Annotated in this window: 20 protein-coding genes; 11 read left to right on the forward strand and 9 right to left on the reverse strand. The window is 71.5% G+C overall.

Features of this window, described 5'->3' with window-relative positions; genetic code table 11:
* Nucleotides 1–49 precede the first annotated feature (49 nt).
* From CLV43_RS06405 to CLV43_RS06430, 6 genes are all read left to right on the forward strand, one after another.
* Nucleotides 50–1264 carry a monooxygenase gene (locus CLV43_RS06405; RefSeq protein WP_106186128.1) on the forward strand — a complete coding sequence of 405 codons (1215 nt, stop codon included), beginning with the start codon at nt 50–52 and terminating at the stop codon, nt 1262–1264.
* Between the two features lie 100 nt (nt 1265–1364).
* Nucleotides 1365–2330: a Rieske 2Fe-2S domain-containing protein gene (locus CLV43_RS06410; protein WP_106186129.1), complete on the forward strand. Its 966-nt coding sequence runs from the start codon at nt 1365–1367 to the stop codon at nt 2328–2330.
* A 49-nt stretch (nt 2331–2379) separates the two neighbouring features.
* The gene (locus CLV43_RS06415) at nt 2380–3687 is read left to right on the forward strand and encodes a sensor histidine kinase (protein WP_106186130.1); all 1308 of its coding nucleotides are present in this window, start codon (nt 2380–2382) and stop codon (nt 3685–3687) included.
* Nucleotides 3684–4355 (forward strand): response regulator, encoded by a 672-nt coding sequence (locus tag CLV43_RS06420; protein ID WP_106186131.1) that lies wholly within the window; start codon nt 3684–3686, stop codon nt 4353–4355. The genes CLV43_RS06415 and CLV43_RS06420 overlap by 4 nt, the downstream gene beginning before the upstream one ends.
* 380 nt (nt 4356–4735) lie before the next feature.
* Nucleotides 4736–5194 carry an SUKH-4 family immunity protein gene (locus tag CLV43_RS06425; RefSeq protein WP_106186132.1) on the forward strand — a complete coding sequence of 153 codons (459 nt, stop codon included), beginning with the start codon at nt 4736–4738 and terminating at the stop codon, nt 5192–5194.
* A 330-nt stretch (nt 5195–5524) separates the two neighbouring features.
* On the forward strand, nt 5525–7273 hold the full coding sequence (locus CLV43_RS06430) for an alpha-glucuronidase (protein ID WP_245886193.1): 1749 nt from the start codon (nt 5525–5527) through the stop codon (nt 7271–7273).
* Here CLV43_RS06430 and CLV43_RS06435 read toward each other — a convergent pair.
* From CLV43_RS06435 to CLV43_RS47635, 7 genes are all read right to left on the reverse strand, one after another.
* The gene (locus CLV43_RS06435) at nt 7267–9282 is read right to left on the reverse strand and encodes a beta-galactosidase (RefSeq protein WP_106186134.1); all 2016 of its coding nucleotides are present in this window, start codon (nt 9280–9282) and stop codon (nt 7267–7269) included. The two genes, CLV43_RS06430 and CLV43_RS06435, sit on opposite strands and share 7 nt — an antisense overlap.
* Nucleotides 9279–9965, reverse strand: a complete 687-nt coding sequence (locus tag CLV43_RS06440; RefSeq protein ID WP_106186135.1) for a glycosyl transferase — start codon at nt 9963–9965, stop codon at nt 9279–9281. The genes CLV43_RS06435 and CLV43_RS06440 overlap by 4 nt, the downstream gene beginning before the upstream one ends.
* Nucleotides 9962–11476, reverse strand: a complete 1515-nt coding sequence (locus CLV43_RS06445) for a GH39 family glycosyl hydrolase (protein ID WP_106186136.1) — start codon at nt 11474–11476, stop codon at nt 9962–9964. Before CLV43_RS06445 ends, CLV43_RS06440 begins: the two co-directional genes overlap by 4 nt.
* Nucleotides 11477–11540: 64 nt before the next feature.
* Nucleotides 11541–13166 carry an ABC transporter substrate-binding protein gene (locus CLV43_RS06450; protein WP_106186137.1) on the reverse strand — a complete coding sequence of 542 codons (1626 nt, stop codon included), beginning with the start codon at nt 13164–13166 and terminating at the stop codon, nt 11541–11543.
* A 53-nt stretch (nt 13167–13219) separates the two neighbouring features.
* Nucleotides 13220–14155: a carbohydrate ABC transporter permease gene (locus tag CLV43_RS06455; RefSeq protein WP_211304259.1), complete on the reverse strand. Its 936-nt coding sequence runs from the start codon at nt 14153–14155 to the stop codon at nt 13220–13222.
* Nucleotides 14152–15129, reverse strand: a complete 978-nt coding sequence (locus CLV43_RS06460; protein ID WP_106186138.1) for an ABC transporter permease — start codon at nt 15127–15129, stop codon at nt 14152–14154. The genes CLV43_RS06455 and CLV43_RS06460 overlap by 4 nt, the downstream gene beginning before the upstream one ends.
* Nucleotides 15126–15299, reverse strand: a complete 174-nt coding sequence (locus tag CLV43_RS47635) for a hypothetical protein (RefSeq protein ID WP_170155716.1) — start codon at nt 15297–15299, stop codon at nt 15126–15128. Before CLV43_RS47635 ends, CLV43_RS06460 begins: the two co-directional genes overlap by 4 nt.
* 290 nt (nt 15300–15589) lie before the next feature.
* Between CLV43_RS47635 and CLV43_RS06470 the strand changes: the two genes are divergently transcribed.
* The 3 genes from CLV43_RS06470 (at nt 15590) to CLV43_RS06480 (ending at nt 18606) form a co-directional block, all read left to right on the forward strand.
* The gene (locus CLV43_RS06470; protein WP_106186140.1) at nt 15590–16651 is read left to right on the forward strand and encodes a LacI family DNA-binding transcriptional regulator; all 1062 of its coding nucleotides are present in this window, start codon (nt 15590–15592) and stop codon (nt 16649–16651) included.
* A 2-nt stretch (nt 16652–16653) separates the two neighbouring features.
* Nucleotides 16654–17631, forward strand: a complete 978-nt coding sequence (locus CLV43_RS06475; protein WP_106186141.1) for an acetylxylan esterase — start codon at nt 16654–16656, stop codon at nt 17629–17631.
* Between the two features lie 120 nt (nt 17632–17751).
* Nucleotides 17752–18606, forward strand: a complete 855-nt coding sequence (locus CLV43_RS06480) for an NAD(P)H-binding protein (protein WP_106186142.1) — start codon at nt 17752–17754, stop codon at nt 18604–18606.
* A gap of 73 nt (nt 18607–18679) precedes the next feature.
* On the opposite strand, the gene CLV43_RS06485 is transcribed toward CLV43_RS06480, so the two are convergent.
* Nucleotides 18680–18868 carry a hypothetical protein gene (locus CLV43_RS06485; RefSeq protein ID WP_106186143.1) on the reverse strand — a complete coding sequence of 63 codons (189 nt, stop codon included), beginning with the start codon at nt 18866–18868 and terminating at the stop codon, nt 18680–18682.
* 104 nt (nt 18869–18972) lie between these two features.
* Nucleotides 18973–19428 carry a hypothetical protein gene (locus CLV43_RS06490; protein WP_106186144.1) on the reverse strand — a complete coding sequence of 152 codons (456 nt, stop codon included), beginning with the start codon at nt 19426–19428 and terminating at the stop codon, nt 18973–18975.
* A gap of 162 nt (nt 19429–19590) precedes the next feature.
* Here CLV43_RS06490 and CLV43_RS06495 point away from each other — a divergent pair, with 162 nt between their 5' ends.
* Nucleotides 19591–20745, forward strand: coding sequence for a sensor histidine kinase (locus CLV43_RS06495; RefSeq protein ID WP_146174662.1), 1155 nt, complete (start codon nt 19591–19593; stop codon nt 20743–20745).
* Nucleotides 20742–21380 (forward strand): response regulator, encoded by a 639-nt coding sequence (locus CLV43_RS06500; protein ID WP_106186146.1) that lies wholly within the window; start codon nt 20742–20744, stop codon nt 21378–21380. Before CLV43_RS06495 ends, CLV43_RS06500 begins: the two co-directional genes overlap by 4 nt.
* Nucleotides 21381–21386 lie beyond the last annotated feature (6 nt).

Raw genomic sequence — 21386 nt, forward strand, 5'->3', positions numbered from 1 at the left:
GTGCCAAGAGGAAGCCGCTTACCAGGCGCGGCTCGGACGAGAGGGTGTCATGACCAACCGCACCAGAGCACCGCGGACGCGGGCACTCGCGGCGGCGGGCGCCGCGCTGGCGATCGTGCTGGCGGGCTGCTCGTCGGCGACCACGGACGCCAAGTCCGGTGAGGCCTCCGCGACGTCGTCGGCCGCCTCCGGTCACGCCGGGCACACCGCCACCGGCGCGCCGGTGCCGACCGCGCCGCTGCGGGAGGGCGAGCGGTTCGTCGACCTGTCGATGTCGAACCCCTACCAGCCCTCCGCGCCCAACGGCGGCACCGACGAGTACCGCTGCCTGCTGCTCGACCCGAAGATCACCGAGCCCGGATTCCTCACGGGCACGCGGTTCCAGCCCCAGAACGCGCCGATCGTGCACCACGCCCTGGTGTTCGTCGTGCCGCCCGAGATCGCGGAGGAGGCGAAGGCCAAGGACGCGGGCTCCCCCGGCGACGGCTGGACCTGCTTCGGCGACAGTGGGCTGCGGGGCGGCGCCAAGCCCCCGGTGTGGGTGGACACCTGGACGCCCAACGGCACCGAGACGCTGCTCCAGCAGGACGTCGGGTTCCCGGTCACCCCCGGCAGCCTGGTCGTCCTGCAGATCCACTACAACCTGCTCGCCACCGACGGGAAGTCCGGCGAGACGGACAAGTCCAGCGTCCGGCTGCGGATGAAGGCGGGGACGGCCGCCACCAAGCCGCTGGACACGGCCCCGCTGGACGTGCCGATCGAGCTGCCCTGCGCCGAGGGCGAGTCCGGCCCGCTGTGCGACCGCGCGACGGCGGTCGCGGACGTCGCGAAGCGGTTCGGCGAGGACGTCGGCGGCACGGAGGCCAGGCTGGTCGAGCGGTGCGGCGGCGGTGTGCCGAAGCCCGGCAACACCCAGACCTGCGACGTGGAGGCGCCGCAGGCCCTCACGATCTACGCGGCACTGGGCCACATGCACCTGCTCGGGCGCTCCATCAAGGTGGAGCTCAACCCCGGCACCCCCACCGCGCAGACCCTGCTCGACGTGCCGGTGTTCGACTTCGACGCCCAGAAGATGCGGCCCACCCCCGCGCCCGTCGACGTCAAGGCGGGCGACCGGATCCGGGTCACCTGCACCCACGACGCGTCCCTGCGCAAGCAGCTGCCCCAGCTCAAGACGCTGCCGCCGCGGTACGTGGTCTGGGGCGACGGCACCAGCGACGAGATGTGCATCGGCCTGCTGCTCTACAGCCCCGCCACCGCATGACCCGAGCCCGTCCGGGCTCCGCGCGCGCCACGTGGTCCGGGAGCTCCCCCCGGGCTCCCCGACCACGTGGCGTCCCCGACCACGAAGGAACACCTCGTCCATGGCCTCCCCCACCACCCGGCCGCGAACCCTGTCCGGCAGGCTGCGGGCCGATCCCCGGCTGGCCTCGCCGGGCTGGGTCCTGCTGCCCCTGCGCGCCTTCCTCGGCGGCACGTTCGCCTACGCCGGGCTGTCCAAGCTCCTCGACCCTGTCTACCTCGACGACTCGTCCCCTCTCGGCGTCCACGCCCAGATGCTGCACGCCGCGACGACCTCGCCCATCGGGGCGCTGGTGTCGCCGCTGGCCGACCACTCCGCGGTAGCCGGTCCGGCCATCGCGTTCGCCGAGGTCGCCGTCGGGCTCGGCACCCTGCTGGGGCTGTTCACCCGCCTGGCCGCGCTCGGCGGTCTCCTGCTGGCGGTCGGCTTCTTCCTGGTGGTCAGCTGGACCACCAGCCCGTACTACTTCGGCTCCGACATCGTCTTCGCCTTCGCCTGGACCCCGCTGGTCCTCGCGGGCGACGCGGGTGTGCTCACGGTGACCACCCCGCTGCGCCGACGCGTGCGAGCCGGCTCCGGGCGGTTCGGCACCGCCGAGGAGGTCGACCGCCGCGTGGTCGTGCTCGGCGGTGCGACCGCGGCCGTGGCGGCGGCGCTCGGGATCGCCGCGGGCAGCGCACTCGCCCTCGCGCGACGCCCGTCCGAGCAACCCGCGGCCCCGCCGCCCGCCGAGGCCGGCACCAGGATCGCCGCCGTCGACAGCGTCGCGGTCGGGTCGTCCACGAGGTTCACCGCGCCCGACGGCACACCCGCCTACCTGCTGCGGCCGGTCGCCGACACCTTCCTGGCGGTCAACGCCGCGTGCACGCACCAGGGCTGCCCGGTCGCGCCGGTCGAGGACGGGTTCCGCTGCGCCTGCCACGGATCGACCTTCGACCGCGACGGCGGGGTCACCGGAGGCCCGGCCAACGCCCCGCTGGTCCGCATCCCCGTGCGGGTCGTCGACGGATTCGTCGTGACCGCGTGACCACGGGGGTGCGCCGACCTGCCCGCGCCCGGTCGACCACGATGGGCGGGTGACCCCCGTAAGCACCACGTCCGGACCGGATGAGGCGGACGCGCTGTGGAGCCATCCCCTGTACGAGCGCGCTTCCCGCCTGTGGCGGCGGCTCCAGCGGCACGACGCCGCCCGGCCGTGGCTGACCGACCTCGCCCTGGTCGTGGGTGTCGTGCTGGTGTTCTGCGTGCCCGACCTGGTCCCGTGCGGCTGCTCGGCGGACTACGCCGACCACACCATCCTCCCGACCGTGAACCACCTGTCGTGGCAGGGGACCGTCGCGCTCCAGGCCGGGCTGGTACTGCCGCTGTACTGGCGCAGACGGTGGCCGGGACCGGTGCTGGGCGTCGTGATCGCGGTGTTCCTCGTCCAGTGGTCGCTGGGCGCCTGGCTGCGCGCCGACGCCGCGGTGCTGATCGCCCTGTGCAGCCTGGCTCTGCACGGGGTGCCGCGGCGGCTGCCCGCCGCCGTCGCCGTCACGATGGCCGTCCTGACCCTGATGATCCTGCGGGTCCGCAACGACGTGTCGTTCCTGGACGCGTTCTTCTACATCCTGACCAACATCATCGCGGCGGTCTCGGTCGGACTCGCCCTGCGGATCCGCCGCGTCCAGCTCGCCGGACTCCGCGACCGCGCCGCCCGTCTGGAGGTCGAACGTGACCAGCGCAGCAGGCTCGCCGCCGCCACCGAACGCACCCGCGTCGCCCGCGAGATGCACGACATCGTCGGCCACCACGTCTCCGTCATGATCACCCTCGCCGACGGCGGCGGCTACGCCGCCGCGCTGTCACCCGACCGCGGCCGCCAGGCGCTGCTGCTCATCGGCGACACCGGCCGCCAGGCACTGCGGGAGCTGCGCCGCAGCCTCGGCGTGCTGCGCGAGCACACCGACCCCACCGACCTCGCCCTGCACCCCGGCGGCATCGACGTCGACGACCTGTGCGCCCGGATCCGCGCCGCCGGTCCGCACGTCGTGCAGCACACCGACGGCGACCTGGCCTCCCTCGACCGCAGCGTGCAGCTCGCCGTGTACCGCATCGCCCAGGAGTCCCTGACCAACGCGCTCAAGCACGCGGGCGGCAACACCACGATCACCCTGGCCATCACCGTCGAGGACACCCGCGTGAGCATCGACGTCACCGACACCGGTCCCGGCACCCACCGCCCCGCCGCCGGCCAGGACGAAGGCCATGGCCTCACCGGAATGCGCGAACGCGCCGCGCTCTACGACGGCACCTTCGGCGCGGGCCCCACCCCGCGGGGCGGCTGGACGGTCCACGCCACCCTCGCCCTGTCCGCACCCCGCGCGACCACGGGGGCCGCATGACCACCGTCCTCATCGTCGACGACCACCCGTTGCAGCGCTTCGGCTTCCGCATGCTCCTCGACAGCAACCCCGACACCGAGGTCCTCGGCGAGGCCTCCCGCGGCACCGAGGCCGTCCGCATGGCCTCCGAACTGCACCCGGACGTCATCCTCATGGACGTCCGCATGCCCGGCATGGACGGCATCGAGGCCACCCGCCGCATCGTCGACACCGGCGGCCGGTCCCGCGTCCTCATCCTCACCACCTTCGACCTCGACGAGTACGCCCACGCCGCCCTGCGCGCGGGCGCCAGCGGCTTCCTCCTCAAGGACGCCCACCCCGAAGAACTCCTCGCAGGCATCCGCGCCGTCGCCGCAGGCGACGCCGTCATCGCCCCCGCCCTCACCCGCCGCCTCCTCGACACCTTCACCCAACACCTCGAACCACCCACCACCCCACCAACCGACGACCCCCGCCTCTCCACCCTCACCACCCGCGAACACCAGATCCTGCTGGCCATCGGCCAAGGCTGGACCAACGGCGAAATCGCCGCACGCCTCTTCCTCTCCGAATCCACCGTCAAAACCCACGTAGGCCGTGTCCTGGCCAAAATCGGCGCCCGCGACCGCGTCCAAGCCGTAATCCTCACCTACGACCTAGGCCTAACCCGCCCCAACGCACCGGAGTAAAACCCAGAACACCAGCCGCCCAACAACGCTGGAACAAACACACAAGCGGCCCAACGACGCTGGAACCAAAACACAAGTCGCCTGACGACGCTGGAACCAACACACAAGCCCCCAACGACGCTGGAAGCGAGCACGCTCGTCCGCTCGTGCGGTCGGCTTGACTTGGGGTTTTTGGGCTTAAAATGAGTCGGCGGGCAGGCTCTACCACCTGCCCTTTTTCGCCCGACGAAGCCCAAAAAAGGGGCCCCAAGTCAAGCCGACCGCACCCGGAGACAGCTGTAGCGACACCCCGTAGACCGTGGAAGCGACACCGGGCGAGCCCCACCGCGGCTAGAACACCAGGCGACCCCCACCCACCCCACCCCCGATAAACTCCCACCGTGGACGACGCCCAACTCCTCGCCCTCCTCTCCCAACGCGGCACCGTGCCCTACCCCGGCACCTGGTCGACCGCCCCACTCCCCCTCCTCCCCCACCACAACTGCACCGTCATCGCCCGCGACGACGGCATCAGCACCCTCGCCGTAGACCGGCAAACCGGCCACGTGCACCTCTACATGGACGACGACACCGAACCCCACCTCGTCAACTCCGACATCCCCTCCCTGATCGCCTGCTCCCTGGTCTACGAACGCGCCAGCGCCGAGGTCGACGCCATGGAAGACCGCGACGACTACCCGGACGACGACGATGACGACGAGGACGTCATGGCCCGCGCGGACGCCTTCACCGAGGCCCTGATGGCAGAACTCCGCAGCATCGACGCACCCGCGGTAACCGACCCGGAGAGCCTCTGGTCCACCGCCGCGGAAGAACTCGGCTACGCGATACCGGTCTAGACCCCACCAATTTCGACCAACACTGAAACCACGGTGGACACCGACCAACAAGAAGCCTTGCCCCACCAAGCCATCCCTCCTTAAGTTCAATGCATGAACCAATCCACCGCCCCCCTCCCCCACGGCGTGGACCCGGCCTGGCTTCCCTCGTTCGCGTTGCGGCCACTGGGTTCCCGGCGGATCCGGATCGCCGGGAGCGGACCACTCGTCGACACAGTGCGCGGCGAGGTTGCGGCAGCGGTGGCAGAGCACGGCGGCGTACTGGTCGACAGCCAAGAACCCGTGGACCTGGACCTGATATGCGGGAACGGCGGAACAGAAGCGTTCACCGTGACACGAGAGGACAGGACCACCACAGTCCACGCGAACGGCGGCCCCGGACTGCTCTACGGGTTCCACCACGTGGTGCGGCGCGGCGAAGCGGCGTTCGACGGGACCTGGACGGAACGGGTCGCGCCCCGGCAGGCGATCCGGATGCTGGACCACTGGGACAACGTGGACGTCCACCCGGTGATGGGGCAGGTCGAACGCGGCTACGCGGGCGGTTCCCTGTTCTACGACAACGGGGTGGTGCGCGCCGACCTGGGCCGGGTCGCCGCCTACGCGCGGCTGCTCGCCTCCATCGGGATCAACCGGGTGGGCCTGAACAACGTGAACGTGCACCGCACGGAGGCGCGGCTGCTGACTGACCTGCTGCCCGACGTGGTCCGGCTGGCCGCGGTGTTCCGCCCGCAGGGCATCAAGGTGTGCCTGTCGGTGAGCTTCGCCGCGCCGGTCACGCTCGGCGGACTGGCCACCGCGGACCCGCTCGACCCCGAGGTGCGGGACTGGTGGGCGCGGACCACCGCCGACGTCTACGCGGCGATCCCCGACTTCGCGGGCTACGTGGTGAAGGCCGACTCGGAGGGGCAGCCGGGGCCGTTCGGGTACGGCCGCGACCACGCGGACGGGGCGAACGCGCTCGCGCGGGCGCTGAAGCCCTTCGGCGGCACGGTGTTCTGGCGCGCGTTCGTCTACAACCACCGCCAGGACTGGCGGGACCGGACGACGGATCGGGCGCGGGCCGCCCACGACCACTTCGCGCCGCTGGACGGCAGGTTCGACGACAACGTCGTCGTGCAGGTGAAGGCGGGGCCGATCGACTTCCAGACGCGCGAGCCGGTGTCACCGGTGATCGCGGCGATGCCCTCGACGCGGCTGGCCGTGGAGCTGCAGGTGACGCAGGAGTACACCGGGCACCAGAAGCACGTGTGCCACCTCGTGCCGCTGTGGCGGGAGATGCTCTCGTTCCGGCCGTGGGGCGAGGAGGAGGGCACGGTCGCGGACATCGCGGCCGGGCGGGCGAGCGGGCCCGCGGGCGGCGTGGTGGCCGTGTCCAACGCGGGCGACGACCCGTTCTGGACCGGGCACCCGTTGGCGCAGGCCAACCTCTACGGGTTCGGCAGGCTCGCGTGGGACGACCGGCTGACCTCCGCGGAGGTCCTGGACGAGTGGATCGGCCTGACGTTCGCCGACCCGGACGTCCGCGGACCGCTGCACCGGCTCGTGGACGACTCCTGGCGCACCTACGAGAAGTACACCGCGCCGCTGGGCGTCGGCTTCATGGTCCGCCCCGGCGGCCACTACGGGCCCGACGTGGACGGGTACGAGTACTCCCCCTGGGGCACCTACCACTTCGCCGACCGCGACGGCGTCGGCGTCGACCGCACCCGCGCGACCGGGACCGGGTTCACCGGGCAGTTCCCACCGCCCTGGCGGAACCTCTACGAGTCGCCGGAGACCTGCCCGGACGAGCTGCTGCTGTTCTTCCACCACGTCCCGTACGGCCACGTCCTGCACTCGGGCACCACGGTCGTCCAGCACATCTACGACACCCACTTCGACGGCCGCGAGGAGGTGGTCCGGATGGCCGCCACCTGGGCGGAGCTGGAGGGCCGGGTGCCAGCGTCGACGTTCCGGCGGGTCACCGAGCTGCTCGGCGAGCAGCTCCGGTCCGCCACCGAGTGGCGCGACCAGGTGAACACCTACTTCCACCGCAAGTCCGGCGTGCCCGACGCTCGCGGCCGTCGGATCTACTGACAGCGCAGCAGGACCACGGCCGTCGGGGCCAGCGCCAGGTCGTCCCCGGCGGTGAACGCTCGCCCGCCGAGCAGGTCGACACCACCCGCCGGACACGGCACGGTGACCGCGGAACCGCTGTGGTTCAACACGAACACGTACCGCTCCCCCGCCACCGTGACGCGCTCGGCGACCTCGACGCCCGGCACGTCGGCCAGCGGCCCGACCAGCCGGTGCTCGGCCAGCACGGACCGCACCACGGCCGCGACACCCGAGTCGTCGAGGAAGGTGCCGACGTACCAGGCACTCCCCCGCCCCCGCGCGGCGCGGGTGACCGCCGGAGTCCCGGCGTAGAAGTCGGCGCCGTAGGTGCCGAGCACCTCCGCCGACTCCGGCACGACCACCTCGAACACGTGCCGGGCGTCGTGCGCGGCACCGCCGAACGACACCGGGTTCACCACGTCCGGCGGCTGCGCGTCGGTCTCCTCCACCCGCACCCCGAGCAGGCCCGCGAACGACCCCGGCACGTCGGCCAGGAACGCGTTGTCGTCCTCGTCCACCCGGCCGGACAGCGCCGTGGTCAGGAACGACCCGCCGCGGTCCACCAGGTCCCACACCCGCTCGGGGAGGTCGCCCTTCACCATGTGCAGCAACGGTGCCACGACCACGTCGTAGCGGGTGAGGTCGGCCGTCACCGGCAGCACGTCGAGCGGGACGCCCGCCTGCCACAGCGCGCGGTGGTAGGCGGTGACCACGTCGAGGTAGCGCACGTGGCGGTTCGGCCCGTCGGACATCTCGACCGCCCACCAGCTGTCCCAGTCGACCAGCAGCGCCACGCGCGCGGGTGTCCGGGCGCCCAGCACCGCGTCGCCGACCCGTGCCAGCTCGGCACCGAGCTCGGCGACCTCGCGGAAGACCCGCGTGTCGGTCCTGCCCGCGTGGTCGAGCACCGCCCCGTGGTACTTCTCGCAGGCACCCCGCGAGTTGCGCATCTGGAAGTACAGGACGGCGTCCGCGCCGTGCGCCACCGACTGCCACGACCACAACCGCAGCACACCCGGCCGTTTGACGGGGTTGACGTCCCGGCTCGCGGTCGTCGACGGGGTCTGCTCCATGACCCAGAACGGCTTCCCGCCCTTGAGCCCGCGGACGAGCCCGTGCGCCAACGCCATCCGCGCGGCCGTGCGCACCGGTGACGGGTCCGCGGGCGGGTAGTTGTCCCAGGACGCGAAGTCCAGGTGCGGTGCCCACCGGTGGTAGTCGACGGGCTGGTAGAGGCCCATCAGGTTCGTCGTGACGGGTGTGGTCGGCACGTGCTCGCGGATCGCGGCCTTCTCCGCGAGGAACCCGCCGAGCAGCGCGTCGGACATGAACCGCCGGTAGTCCAGGGTGATCCCCTGGAACGCCGTGTGGTCCGGTCCGCGCCAGTGCTCCGACAGCGCGTTCGGCGGCGGGATCTGCTCCCAGTCGGTGAACGTGTGCGACCAGAACACCGTGTTCCACGCGTGGTTCAGCCGGTCGAGGTCGCCGTAGGACTTCCGCAGCCAGTCCCGGAAAGCCGCGCCGCACGCCGGGCACCAGCACGCGCCGCCGTACTCGTTGCCGACGTGCCAGGCCACGACGGCCTTGTTGGCGCCGTAGCGGTCGGCGAGCCGCCCGGCCAACGCCGACGACAGCCTGCGGAAGTCCGAAGAGGACGGACACGCGTTGTGCCGCTGCCCGTAGACGTGCCTGCGCCCCTCGAAGTCCACCCGGCACGCGTCCGGGTAGGCGTGAGCGAGCCAGGGCGGCATCGCACCGGTGGGCGTGGCGAGCACGATCCTCTTGCCCTCCGCGGTGGCGCGCCCGACGATCGCGTCCATCACGGCGAAGTCGTAGCGGTCCTCCGCCGGTTGCAGGTGCGCCCAGGCGAAGACGCCGACGGTCAGGGTGTCGATGCCCGCCAGTGCGAACGCCCGGTAGTCGGCGTCCCACACCTCCCGCGGCCACTGCTCCGGGTTGTAGTCGCCGCCGTAGCCGATCCGCGTCATGCGGTGAACCTCCCGGTGGCGTCGCGCAGCACCGGGTCGGCGTTGCGCAGCAGGACGAACGTGCCGGGCGAGGCCAGCAGGACGAGCACCCAGTCGGAGGTCAGGGCCACGATGCCGACGGCGGCGACGACCAGCGACAGCGTGCCGAGCGCGACCGCCGGGCGGGCGCCGAGGTAGTAGCCCGCCAGCCGCACGAGGTCGCGCGTCCGCAGCGACAGCGCGGAGGACAGCACGAGGGCCTGCGCGGCCCACACCAGCACACCCAGCGCGACCAGGACCAGCACCGGGCCGTACCCCGCGGGCACGCCCGCCGCGTCCAGGTTGGCCAGGGTGAAGCCGATCAGGGTGAGCACCGCGAGCGTCGGCACCCACCAGCGCAGCACGTCGAGCCAGTTGAGCCGGTAGCCGCGCCGGAAGTGCCGGGCGGGCGCCAGGTCCCGGTCGGTGCGGAACACCCGCCAGGCGAAGACCGCGGCCGACAGCGCGGGGGCCACCGGTACGAAGCACAGGCCGATCAGCGGCGCGTTCCCCTCGCCGCCCGCCAGGAGCACGACCGCGACCAGCGCGGGCGCGGTCGTCAGCACCAGCAGCACCTCGACGACCAGGAACCAGTACACGACGGCCGACACGCGCGACAGGAGGTCGCCGCCGATCTCGGCGGCCGGGTCCGAGGTGGCCGTCACCGCTCGTGCTCCGCGACGAGCCGGTCGTCGGAGCCGCCGAGCAGCCGCCGGTCGTCCAGCCCGGTGTGCTCCTGCGGGCGCACCGGGCGCACCTCGACGAAGGTGATCTCGTGCCGCGCCAACGGGAGCACCAGCTCCACCCGTCCGCCGTCGACCGCGAGCGACCGGTGCTCCACCGCCGGACGGGCGCAGTCGCGCAGCAGGTCGAACGTCCTGGTGTCCGGCGAGTCCGGCCTGCCGAGCTCGCGCCAGGCCGCGAACGCGTTGCCGTCGTGCTCGTTCACCCGTTCCCGGCGGACGAACGCGCGGGTCCCGACCACCGGGACCGAGACCCGGACCTCGTGCCGGTCCGGCACGTCCGGCGCGGCCGTCCCGCCGACGGGCTGCCACGCCAGCACCGTGACCCGCCCGTCGTCGTCCGCGCAGACCAGGTGGTCCTCGCCGCAGGCGAGGACGAGCGGGCCCATGCGGGCCAGGAAGGCGTAGAGGTGGTAGGTCGGCTTCGGGACCTGCCGGTGGGTGAGCAGGCCGAAACCGCCGTGGAACACCGAGGTCGGCACGTCGACCTCCTCGAACACGTCGCAGAACGTCCAGTAGGAGTAGGAGTCCACGAGGTCGAGGCCGCCGACCAGGACCGGTGCCAGGTACGCGGCGTGGTAGGCCGTGTCGTGGATCGGGTTGTCCGGCCGGTAGGAGGAGTTGAACTCGGTGATGTGCACCGGGAGCCCGGCCAGCGCCGTGCCCGCCAGGTGCTTGCGCGGCGCGTCGAACTGGTCGAGCAGCGAGCTGGGCGGCTCCAGCGTCTGGTAGGTGCCGAACGGGATGTGCTGCGCGGGACCGGAGGAGTAGGCGTGCCTGCTGACGAAGTCGACCGGCACGTCCCGGCGGGTGGCGAAGTCGGCGAACGGCGCCCACCAGTCGTCGGAGCCGGGCGACAGGGCGGGCCCGCCGACCTGGAGGCCAGCGTCGACGTCCTTCACCGCCCGCGCGGTGGTCTCGTAGAGCCGGAAGTACGCCTCCTGGTCGGCGTCCTTCCAGAACTCCACCAGGTTCGGCTCGTTCCACACCTCGATGGGCCAGGTGCGCACCTCGTCGACGCCGTAGCGGTCGACCAGGTGCAGGACCACCGCGCGCACCAGTGCCGCCCACTCGCTGGGGTAGCGCGGCGGGGTGATGTTGCCCTTCCACCAGAACACCGTGTCGTCGCCGGAGGCCAGCGAGGACGGCATGAACCCCAGCTCCACGAACGGCCGCACACCCAGCTCCAGGTAGGTGTCGAACACCTGGTCCAGGTAGGTGAACGAGTACCGCGTGCCACCGTCCACAGCGGACTTCCGGTGCACGCCCATGTCGTCGGACAGCAGCCCGTGGCCGCGGATGTGGCGGAAGCCGATGTCGCGCTGCACGAGCGCGAGCGACTCCCGGTAGTCCGATCTCAGCGCCAGGTTGAGCCGTCCCGTGCCGACGCAGTGGCGCCACGAGTCGGACAGGCGTGCGGTGGTGGGTTCCACGGTGGCCCTCCCCTGCGTGCGTGCGGATGGGCGGGCCGGTCGCGGGAGGACCGGCCCGCGGTGGTCAGCCGTTCTTCTGCTTGTACCGCTCGTAGGCGGTGTTGACGAGCTGCACGTACTGGCCCATGCCCTTGCCGTCCAGCTCCTTGACGTAGGCGTCCCAGGTGGACAGGTCGCGGTCGCCGAGGATGAACTGGAGGGTCGCCTGCTTGGTGAGGTCCTTGAGCGGGGTCTCCCAGAGCGTGGCCTGCTCGCGCTCGGCGTCGGTGAACGGGCTGGGCGGGGCGAGCGGCAGGTTCCTCTTGGCGGACATGGCCTTCTGGAAGGCGACCTCCTCCTCGGTGAACATTGACTGGAGCAGCTCGGTGCTGCCGCCGTAGGCGAAGACGCCGCCCTGGAAGCCGAAGTCCTTCTGCAGCTTCTTCGGGGCGTCGGGGTTCATGCCGCCGAACCCGATGTCGGACTTGAGCGCCCGCTTGCCGGTCGCGTCCTTGTCGTAGGTGGTCCCGACGACGCCCCACTTGACGAACTCGGCGCCCTCGTCGGAGTACCAGAGCCAGTCGACGAACTGCATCATCGCCACGAACTTGTCGCTCTGCAGCGCCTTGGCGGAGATCATCAGGCCGTTCTCCAGCCTGGTGACCCGCATGACGTCGCCCTGGGGACCGGCCGGGAGCGGGATCTTCGCGACCGTGGCGCCGGGGATGTTCTTGAGGCCGGGGCGGTAGTCGTTGACGATGGTCTGGGCGTTGCTGCTGATCGCGTAGGACTTGCCGGTGGCGAACTTCTGGATCGCGGGCTCGTCCTTCTGCGTGAAGCTCTCCGGGTCCATCAGCCCCTCGGCCACCAGCTTGTGGAAGTACTCCACCAGCTTGCGGTACTCCGGGGTCGCCCCGGTGTAGGCGAACTTCTTGCCGCCCTCGTCGAACTGCGACTGCTCGTAGCCCCACCCCGCGGTGGTGCCGAACGTCTGCGCGGCGACGTTGAGGATGCTGTTGCCCTCGAACCGGTCCGACAGCTGGTAGCTGTCCGGGTGCGCCGCCTTGATCGCCTTGAGGACGGTGTAGACCTCGTCCCACGTCTTCGGCGCGGCCAGGCCCAGCCTGGTCAGCTCGTCGGTGCGGAAGGCCAGCGTGTAGTCCGGCCACGGCGCCTCGTGCACGCCGGGCAGCAGGTAGAACTTGCCGTCGTCCTGGCGCAGCGTGTCGAGCTCCGGCTGGAGCTTCCACTTCTCGATCTTCGCCTTCAGGTTCGGCATCAGGTCGAGGTAGTCGCTCACCGGGAGGATCGCGCCCGACGCGACGAACGCGTCCTCCTGGTTGGGGTAGGTCTTGGCGATGATCTCCGGCGCGTCGCCCGCGCCCACGACCAGGCTGCGCTTCTGCTCGTAGTCGCTCATCGGCACGATCGTCGGCTTGACCTTGACGTTCGTCCGGCCGGTGATCTCCGACCAGAGCAACCAGTCGTCCTTCACCGGGTAGTTCGGGTGGTCGCTGTAGAGCACCCGGAGCTCGACCGGCTCGGTGGCCTTGAACCGGTCGCCCGCCTTGTAGTCGGTCATCGCGGCGACGCGCTTGCCGTCGAGGTCCGCTCCCCCCGCGGCCCCCTCCTCCCCGCTGCACGCCGCCAGGCCTGCCACCAGCCCGGCGGCGGTCAACGCCGCGAGTACGCGGTTCCACTTCGTTCGCATCGTGCTCTCCTCAAGAGGTGTGACTCCGTCGTCGACCCGGGAGGTGGTGCGCCCTACTGCTTGACCGCGCCGAGCATCACGCCCGACACGAAGTACCGCTGGATGAAGGGGTAGATCACGACGACGGGCAGGACCGTGAGCACCATCGTCACCGACTTGATGTTGGAGTTGACCTGGCCGACGTCGCTGTCGGTGCTGCCCATGGAGGTCGCGGTGGTGGCACCGGAGACCATGTTGCGCAGGTACACCGTGACCGGGAACAGGTCGGCGCGGTCGAAGTAGAGGAACGCCGAGAACCACGAGTTCCAGTTGGCCACGGCGTAGAACAGGACCATCGTCGCGATCACCGCCTTGGACAACGGGAGCACGATCCGCAGCAGCACGCCGTAGGTGTTGAGGCCGTCGACCGTCGCCGCCTCCTCCAGCTCCTTGGGCAGGCTCTCGAAGAACGCCTTCATCACCAGCAGGTTGAACACGCTGATCGCGTTGGGCAGCACGACCGCCCACAGCGTGTTCTTCATGCCCAGCTCGGAGATCAGCACGTAGTTCGGGATCAGGCCGCCGTTGAAGAACATCGTGAACACCGCGACGCCGACGAGCAGGCCGCGCCCCTTGAGGTGGTGCTTGGACAGCACGTACGCGTACGTCGTCGTGAGCACCAGCGAGATCAGCGTGGCCGTCACCGTGTACACGACGGTGTTCAGGTAGCTGTTCCAGAAGGTCGGGTCGGACACGATGATCCCGTAGGTCTTCAGGTTGAACCCGCGGGGCACCAGGTTCACCCGGCCCGTGCGGATGTACTGCTCGTCGCTGAAGGACTGCGCCACGATGTTGACGAACGGGTACAGCGTGACCGCGGCGACCACCAGCAGCAGGACCACGTTGACCACGCGGAAGACCCGGTAGCCGCGGGTGTCGCCGACGCGCGTCGGCCGTGCGGCGGCGGGCTTGCCCATGCGCTCGGCCAGCTCGGCCGGGTCGGTGGTCACCACAGGCTCGTCCCCACTGTGCGGCGCGAGATCGCGTTGGCGGACAGGACGAGCGCCAGCCCGATGGCGGACTCGAACAGCCCGATCGCGGCGGCGTAGCTGAAGTTGTTGGACACCAGGCCGACCCGGAACAGGTAGGTCGAGATCACGTCCGCCGTGGGGTAGGTCAGCGGGTTGTAGAGCAGCAGGATCTTCTCGAAGCCGATCGCCATGAACGTGCCGGTGTTGAGGATCAGCAGGGTCACCATCGTCGGCCGGATCCCCGGCAGCGTGATGTGCCAGGTCTGCCGCCACCGGTTGGCGCCGTCGATCCTGGCGGCCTCGTAGAGCTGGTCGTCGATGGTGGTCAGCGCGGCGAGGTAGAGGATCGTGCCCCAGCCGACGGTCTGCCACACCTCGGAGGACACGTAGATGGTGCGGAACCACTGCGGGCCCTGCATGAACGCGATCGGGCTGCCGCCGAACGCTTCGACGACCTGGTTCACCGTGCCCTCGATCGAGGTCAGCTGCAGCACCATCCCGGCGACGATCACCAGCGACAGGAAGTGCGGCAGGTAGGACACCGTCTGCACGAACCGCTTGAACAGCCGCGACCGGACCTCGTTGAGCAGCAGCGCGAGCACGACCGGCAGCGGGAAGCAGAACAGCAGGGTCAGCGCGCCCAGGACGAAGGTGTTGCCGAAGACCTGCCAGAACGTCGGGTCGTCGAGGAAGATCGTGACGTACCGCAGGCCGACCCACGTCTCGCCGAACAGGCTGCCGCCGGGGACGAACCGGCGGAACGCGATGACGTTGCCGAGCATCGGCAGGTACCGGAACACCAGGAAGAACAGCAGCGGCACCAGCGCCAGCGAGTAGAGCTGCCAGTCGCGCCGCAGCGCCTTGCGCCAGGTCCGCCCCACCCGCCGGTCCCGCGGGGTCTTCGCGGACGGCGGCTTGGGCAGGGCCTCGGGTTCGCGCGTGTCGACGCTCATCCGCCCACCGCCTCCCGACCGGCCCCGGCGACGACCGGGACGCCGTCCACCTCACCGCGGGAGGTGCTCACCGACGGGGCGTGACCGCCTCCGGTCGCCGTCCCGGCGGTCGTGCCGCCCGGCGGCGGCGGGACCGCGTCGCAGGTGCCCTCGGCCGCCCTGTCCACCATCGACCAGGCACCTCCGATCACGTCGTCGTGAAAGGCCGAAAGTATCGAAATCAAGCCCGATACTTTGGTCCGGTGAGGAGACGGTAGGGGCATCAACGAGGAGCGTCAACCACTCATCGGACATAACTACGGCCTCATCCGGACACCGATCAGCCCAGCTCTGTTCATATATGTGACCAGAAGGTCGAACGATGATCACTAGCCCTTGCCGCATTTAACGTTTAGGCTCCTGCTCCGAAACTTTAGGACGTCGCCGAGGTGCCGGGATCGACGCAGGACAAGGGGTCAGCATGAGCACTCCGCTCGGAACAGGTGCGGACCCGTCGGACGGCGACACCCCGCCGCCCGCGTCCATCGCCTCCATCGCCGCGGAGGCGGGTGTCTCGATCCCGACCGTCTCGAAGGTCCTCAACGGCAGGCCCGACGTCGCCGCCCACACCCGTGCGCGGGTCGAGAGCGTGATCGAGCAGCGCCGGTACCGGCGCAGACGGGCCCGCGAGTCGTCCCGCCCCGCGCTCATCGACCTGGTGTTCCACGAGATGCACTCGGCGTGGGCCACGGAGATCATCCGCGGTGTCGAGCAGGCGGCCGCGAACGAGCGCGCCGCCGTCGTGCTGTCGGAGCTGGGCGGCGAGCACCGGCCGCGCCGGGAGTGGTTCGACGACCTGCTCACCCGGCGGCCGCTGGGCGTGATCCTCGTGCTCGCCGACCTGGACGAGGACCAGCGCAACCAGCTGACGACGCGCAACATCCCGTTCGTCGTCGTGGACACGGCGGGCGAGCCGGAGCCCGGTGTCCCCACGGTCGGCTCGGCGAACTGGTCCGGAGGCCTCGCGGCCACCCGCCACCTGATCGGGCTCGGCCACCGCCGCATCGCGGTCGTCTCCGGCCCCACCACCGTGATGTGCAGCCGCGCCAGGGTGGACGGCTACCGCAGCGCGCTGGACGAGGCAGGACTGGCGGTCGAGCCGGACCTGGTGCGGTGGGGCGACTTCTACGTGCACGGCGGCTACGACCACGGCATGGCGCTGCTCGACCGCCCGGACCGCCCCACGGCGATCTTCGCGGGCTCGGACTTCCAGGCGCTGGGCGTGATGCGCGCGGCCCGCGAGCTCGGACTGTCCATTCCGGACGACCTGTCGATCGTCGGCTACGACGACCTGGACGTCACCGAGTGGATCGGGCCGCCGCTGACCACCGTGCGCCAGCCCCTGCGCGAGATGGCCACGACCGCCGCGGAGATGGTCTTCACCCTCGCCCGCGGCGAACGCCCGCGCAACGAGCGCATAGACCTGGCGATCGAACTGGTCGTCCGCCAGAGCACCGCCCCGCCACCAGCCCACAAGGACTGACCATGGCCCTCTTCGACCTGCCCCTCGCCGAACTGGAGAAGTACCGCCCCACCGTGCGGAAACCGGCGGACTTCGACCACTTCTGGACCTCGACGCTCGACGACGCGGCCCGGTTCGAGCCGCTGATCGCCGTCGACCCGATCACCACCGGCCTGGCGCTGATCCACACCTGGGACATCGCGTTCGCGGGCTACGCGGGCCACCCCATCCGCGCCTGGTACTCGCGGCCCGCGGGTACCCAGGGCCACCCGCTGCCCGTCGTCGTCGAGTACCCGGGCTACGGCCGCGGCCGGGGCCTGCCCGTCGAACGCCTGCTGTGGCCCAGTGCCGGGTACGCCCACCTGCTCGTGGACACCAGGGGCCAGGGCGGCCAGTACGGCAACGGCGGCGACACCCCGGACCCGGTCGGCTCGGCCCCGTCGGCCCCCGGTTTCCTCACCCGCGGCATCGGCGACCCCGGAACCGCCTACCTGCGCAGGCTCCTGACCGACGCCGCCCGTGCCGTGGACGCGGCGCTCGCGCTGCCCGACGTGGAGAGCGCGGCCGTGGTGGGCAACAGCCAGGGCGGCGGACTGGCCATCGCCGCCGCCGGTCTCAACAACCGGGTGGACGCCCTGCTCGCCAGCGCTCCCCTGCTGTGCCAGGTGGAACGCGCGATCGGCATCACCGACGCCGAGCCCTACAACGAGATCGTGCGGTACCTGTCCGTGCACCGGAGGTCCGCCGAGCGGGTGCTCAACTCGCTGTCCTACTTCGACGGTGTGCACTTCGCGGGCCGCACCACGGCACCGGCGCTGTTCGCCACCGGGCTGCGCGACACGATCTGCCCGCCGTCCGGTGTCTTCGCCGCGTTCAACGCGCTGGGCACCCCCTTGCACCGCAAGGAGATCGCCGTGTACCCCTACAACCACCACGAGGGCGGCGACGCCCACCACGTGGTCCGCCAACTCTCCTGGATGAACGACCACCTCCCGGTATGACCCCACGGGTAACGGTCCCGACCTCGACGATCATTCCTCTTCGGCGCTCCGCGGGGCATCGTCGTCACCACGCCCAGCACGTGGGCGGATGTCGAACGGGAAGCGGGACAACGGGTTCTCATGATCATTGTCAGCGGTGCAAACGGGGCACTCGGCGGCGCGGTCGTCGAACGGCTGCTCGACCGGGTCGCACCGGAGCAGGTCGGCGTCAGCGTGCGCGACCCGGAGAAGGCGAAGGGGCTGGCGGCTCGGGGCGTGCGGGTCCGGCGGGGCGACTTCGCCGACGCCGGCAGCCTGGAGCACGCGTTCGAGGGAGCGTCTCGGATCCTGCTGATGTCGACGGACACCACCGGGGACCAGGCGGTGCGCCTCATCGGCACGGCGATCGACGTCGCGGCGAAGTCCGGCGCCGAGCGCCTCGTGTACACCAGCCACCTGGGCGCGCGGCCGGTCTCGGCCTTTCCGCCCATGCCCGACCACGCCGCGAGCGAGGTTGCGCTGCGCGCGTCCGGGGTGCCCTACACGGTCCTGCGCAACGGTTTCTACGCGTCCTCGGCGGTCATGCTGCTCGGTGCGGCCGTCCAGACCGGCGAGCTGGCCCTGCCGCAGGACGGTCCCGTCTCGTGGACGGCGCACGCCGACCTGGCCGAGGCGGCGGCGATCGCCCTGACGCAGGACGTGCTGGAGGGCGTGACCCCGGCCCTCAGCGGGGCGGAGGCGATCGACATGGCGGGCGTCGCCGCGATCGCCTCGGAGCTCACCGGACGGCCGATCCGCCGGGTGGTCGTGACGGACGAGGAGTACCGGGCGGGCCTGCTCTCCCACGGTGTCCCCGAGGAGGCCGCGGACCTGCTCGTCGGCCTGTTCACCGCGAGCGCGCGAGGCGACTTCGCCGAGGTGGACCCGACCCTCGCCACCCTGCTCGGCCGTCCTCCGGTGCCGCTGCGGGAGGTCCTGCGGGCCGCGCTCGGCTGAGCGCGCCCGCGGGTAGACCGCGACGACGGGCCGCCCACCGCACCGTGGGCGGCCCGCGTCACCGGTCGGGGCGTTACCCCACGAGGTAGCCGAAGGGCGGCTGGACGGCGGGCGCCGGGCGCTCCGCGACCCAGCTGCTGTCGGTGTGGACGCAGAACCCGAGGTCGTCCAGGACACCGGCCCGCGGCCCGTCGAACTCGTAGATCACGAGCTCGGCCTCGTCGGCGGTGGTGGGTGTGTCGGTTCGGGTGTCGATGCTCATCTGTCGTTCTCCCCGTTGGTGTCGCACCGGTTGTTCCTCCGCATTCTGCTGACACCGGGAAAGGGGCCGGTAGTTACGCCATAACGTGGGTGGGCATGAAGATCTCACCCCCTCCGGTCCGCGGTCGGCGACTCCTCCACGGCGGGGTCGCGGAACACCGCGGTCAGCTTGGCCCGGTCCCGGACGAGCAGGAACGCGCACAGGGCGGTGTAGGCGGCGGCGAAGTACTTGACCATCGGGTAGTCGAACCCGAAGTCCATGAGCGTGATGTTGAGGCTCACCGCGAACAGGGCGGCGGCACCCGCGAACGCACTGCGGCGGAACAGGAGCATGACGGCCGGGACGAACTCGAACAGCCCGGTGACGCGGCCGTAGAACGGCGAGTACCCGTAGAAGGCCCACACCAGCGAGGTGCCGTCGGCCGTGGACTTCGAGATCGTCCAGTCGCCGTAGTAGTACTGGCCGCCCAGCAGCTTGACGCTCCCGTAGAACAGGAAGATCGCGGACAGCAGGAGGCGGACGCACAGGATCGTCCTGGACGGCGGCTTCGACCAGATCACGGGGGCTCCAGGGGTGGGTCGGCTCGACTTGCGGTGACCATGCTCGCGAGTCCGCGGGCGGCGCGGACCGTCCTGGCGGCCCGACCTCCCGGCCCGCGGGAGGAAGCGCCTCCTCCCATCGAAGGAGGCGGCGCCCCTCCGGGATCCATAGGCTCGGGGGTTGTGACTACCTGGCCGACCCCGGCGCGGTGGACCCTCCGGCTGGCACCGCTGGTGCTGGTGCCCGCCGCGCTGGTCTTCCTGTTCGAGCCGCGGGACGCGGTGACGCCGCGGGTCTGGGCGCTGTCGCTGCTCGGGTGCGCGCTGGTGCTGCTGGGCCACCGGGCGCCGCTGGCGGTCAGCCTCGCCCAGTCGTCGCTGCTGCTCGCAGCCCTGCTGCTGAGCCCCGCGAGCCTCGCGGTCGTGCAGCTGCTGGCCGCGTTCGCGCTGGGCGAGCTCGCGATGCGACGGCCGTGGTTCCCGCAGCTGGCCGCGGGGTGCGCGGCGGCGACCGGCGTGGGGGCGTGCTACCTGCTGTCCCAACCGGAGGTCGAGCCGGTGCCCACGGCGCTGCGGCTGCTCATCGTCGTGGGTGTTCCGGTGCTGGCCGGGCGGCACCTGCGGTCGACGCGCGAGCTGACCCGGTACTACCGGGGGCGCGGGCTCGACGCCGAACGGCTGCGCGACGCCGAGGTCCGCGCGGCGCGCGAGGCCGAACGCACCTCCATCGCCCGCGAGCTGCACGACCTGGTGGCGCACCACGTCTCGTCGATCGTGCTCCGGGTGGGCGTGGCCCGGCACGTCGCGCCGGACGCCGCCACGCTCCGGGCGGCGCTCGACGACGTGCACACGACCGGGTCCGACGCGCTCAAGGACCTGCGCGACCTCGTGGCCGTGCTGCGGGCGCCCAGCGCGTCCGACGCCGCCGTGCTCAGCCCGGACGGCCTCGGCCCGGCGATCCGGCAGGCCGCCGAGCGGTGCGGGCGGGCCGGGTTCGGCGTCACCTGCTCCATCACCGAGCTCGGCGGCGACCTCGACTCGGTGCGGCGGCTGGCCGTGCTGCGGATCGTGCAGGAGTCGCTGACCAACGTGATGCGCCACGCGCGCCCTGGGGCGAACGTGGAGGTCGAGGTGCGCGGGACCGCGGACCACGTGGAGATCACCGTCCTCAACGACGGGGTCCCCCGGCAGCGGCCCGGCGGCGCGTCGGGGCACGGGCTGATCGGGATGTCCGAGCGCGTCACCGTGTTCGGCGGCACGTTCCGCGCGGGCCCCACCCCGGCGGGCTGGCACGTCACCGCCAGGTTCCCCCGCACGAACCCCGCGGACCTCCGGTGATCCGGGTCCTGCTGGTCGACGACCAGCGCCTGGTCCGCGCCGGGCTGCGGATGCTGTGCGACTCCGCGCCGGACGTGGAGACCGTCGGCGAGGCCTCCAACGGCCACGAGGCCGTCCGCGCGGTCGACGAGCACCGCCCCGACGTCGTCCTGATGGACCTGCGGATGCCCGGCATGGACGGCACCACCGCCACCGGGCGCATCCTCGCCCGGCACCGGAACGCGCGGATCGTCGTCGTCACCACCTTCGACGACGACGAGCACCTCTACGGCGCCCTGTCCGCGGGCGCGTACGGGTTCCTGCTCAAGGACTCCGCTCCGGAGGACCTGCTCGACGCCGTCCGCCGGGCCGCCGCGGGCGAGCCCCCGTTCAGCCCGACCGTGCTGCGCCGGGTGGTCGGCCGTGCCACCGAACGCCACCGCGCCACCGTCCCCACCACCCTCCCACCGCTCACCCCGCGGGAACGCGACGTCCTCGTCCTGCTCGCCCAGGGCCACGGCAACGCCGACATCGCCCACCTCCTGCACCTCGGCGTCACCACGGTCAAGACGCACGTCGGCTCGCTGCTCGCCAAGACCGGCACCGACAACCGCGTCCGCCTCGCCCTGCTCGCCCACGCCGCCGGGCTCCTCTAGACCGGC

The sequence above is a fragment of the Umezawaea tangerina genome (genome assembly GCF_003002815.1).
GTDB lineage: Bacteria > Actinomycetota > Actinomycetes > Mycobacteriales > Pseudonocardiaceae > Umezawaea > Umezawaea tangerina.

Coding starts and splice junctions, on each gene's coding strand:
- CLV43_RS06405 (WP_106186128.1), top strand. CDS start 50: ATGACCAACCGCACCAGAGCACCGCGGACGCGGGCACTCGCGGCGGCG.
- CLV43_RS06410 (WP_106186129.1), top strand. CDS start 1,365: ATGGCCTCCCCCACCACCCGGCCGCGAACCCTGTCCGGCAGGCTGCGG.
- CLV43_RS06420 (WP_106186131.1), top strand. CDS start 3,684: ATGACCACCGTCCTCATCGTCGACGACCACCCGTTGCAGCGCTTCGGC.
- CLV43_RS06435 (WP_106186134.1), bottom strand. CDS start 9,282: ATGACGCGGATCGGCTACGGCGGCGACTACAACCCGGAGCAGTGGCCG.
- CLV43_RS06450 (WP_106186137.1), bottom strand. CDS start 13,166: ATGCGAACGAAGTGGAACCGCGTACTCGCGGCGTTGACCGCCGCCGGG.
- CLV43_RS06460 (WP_106186138.1), bottom strand. CDS start 15,129: ATGAGCGTCGACACGCGCGAACCCGAGGCCCTGCCCAAGCCGCCGTCC.
- CLV43_RS47635 (WP_170155716.1), bottom strand. CDS start 15,299: ATGGTGGACAGGGCGGCCGAGGGCACCTGCGACGCGGTCCCGCCGCCG.
- CLV43_RS06470 (WP_106186140.1), top strand. CDS start 15,590: ATGAGCACTCCGCTCGGAACAGGTGCGGACCCGTCGGACGGCGACACC.
- CLV43_RS06475 (WP_106186141.1), top strand. CDS start 16,654: ATGGCCCTCTTCGACCTGCCCCTCGCCGAACTGGAGAAGTACCGCCCC.
- CLV43_RS06480 (WP_106186142.1), top strand. CDS start 17,752: ATGATCATTGTCAGCGGTGCAAACGGGGCACTCGGCGGCGCGGTCGTC.
- CLV43_RS06485 (WP_106186143.1), bottom strand. CDS start 18,868: ATGAGCATCGACACCCGAACCGACACACCCACCACCGCCGACGAGGCC.